Genomic DNA, 733 nt, shown 5'->3' on the forward strand with positions numbered 1-733 from the left:
GCAGCGTGGAGAGCGTCCACAGACGTTCCGCGTTCATAAATATCACATCCGAGTGGTACTGATCTCAAACCTTCCAGTTCTGCCGCTAACCGCCACGGATCTATGAGATGGCCATCAACTGCTGCACAGGCTCTTGCAGCTTCCAGCCGCTCCCGAAACAGGATTGCAGGGAGGAGAGGATGATGATGCAGGCGCTGATCAAGTCTGCCGAAAGCCAGTGCCGTCTGGGTGAGGCTTTCGTATAACTTTCCGTCAGAAGATTGAACTGAGGCTGTCCGGAACATGCTCAGACGCGGCGGGTTGCATCGTCGTAAACCTCATTGGCATCCCTGCGTCCAATCGCAACAACCAGCACTATGAGTTTCCCGTCATGAACCTGATACACCAGCCGGTATCCGGAAGCTCGACGTTTGATTTTATAGCAGCTCACAGATCGTCCAATGAAACCGGAAGAGACGGTTCAGGCGAGGCAAGACGCTCTCGAACGACGGCAAGGAGCTCCAGACCGTCATCCGATACAACAGTGCGCCGGACAGGGAGCTTGCCAGTAGCGACGACATATTCAAAGGTCTGGCGGATGAGATCTGAGGGTGTCACGCCGAGTTCTGACAGACGATCGTAGGCCGCTTTCTTCAGACTGTCATCGATGCGCAGGTTAATTGAAGCCATGATGTGTCCTCCAACAAACACATCATCTGTTTGTGCCTTTACGTTTGTAAAGGCAAATGAATAA

The 733-nt window shown here is 52.9% G+C and carries 2 protein-coding genes and 1 pseudogene; all 3 read right to left on the bottom strand.

Translation table 11 applies throughout. The annotated features are described in order from the left end of the window. A pseudogene (locus CSR02_RS01975) lies at window positions 1-284 on the bottom strand (hypothetical protein); the annotation flags it as partial. Between the two features lie 2 nt (window positions 285-286). Then, window positions 287-430 (bottom strand): type II toxin-antitoxin system RelE family toxin, encoded by a 144-nt coding sequence (locus tag CSR02_RS16950; RefSeq protein WP_076026999.1) that lies wholly within the window; start codon window positions 428-430, stop codon window positions 287-289. Continuing rightward, on the bottom strand, window positions 427-733 hold a 307-nt coding region (locus tag CSR02_RS01985), incomplete at its 5' end, for a type II toxin-antitoxin system RelB/DinJ family antitoxin (protein ID WP_208616787.1). The genes CSR02_RS16950 and CSR02_RS01985, both read right to left, overlap by 4 nt.

The organism is Acetobacter pomorum (assembly GCF_002738225.1).
GTDB lineage: Bacteria > Pseudomonadota > Alphaproteobacteria > Acetobacterales > Acetobacteraceae > Acetobacter > Acetobacter pomorum.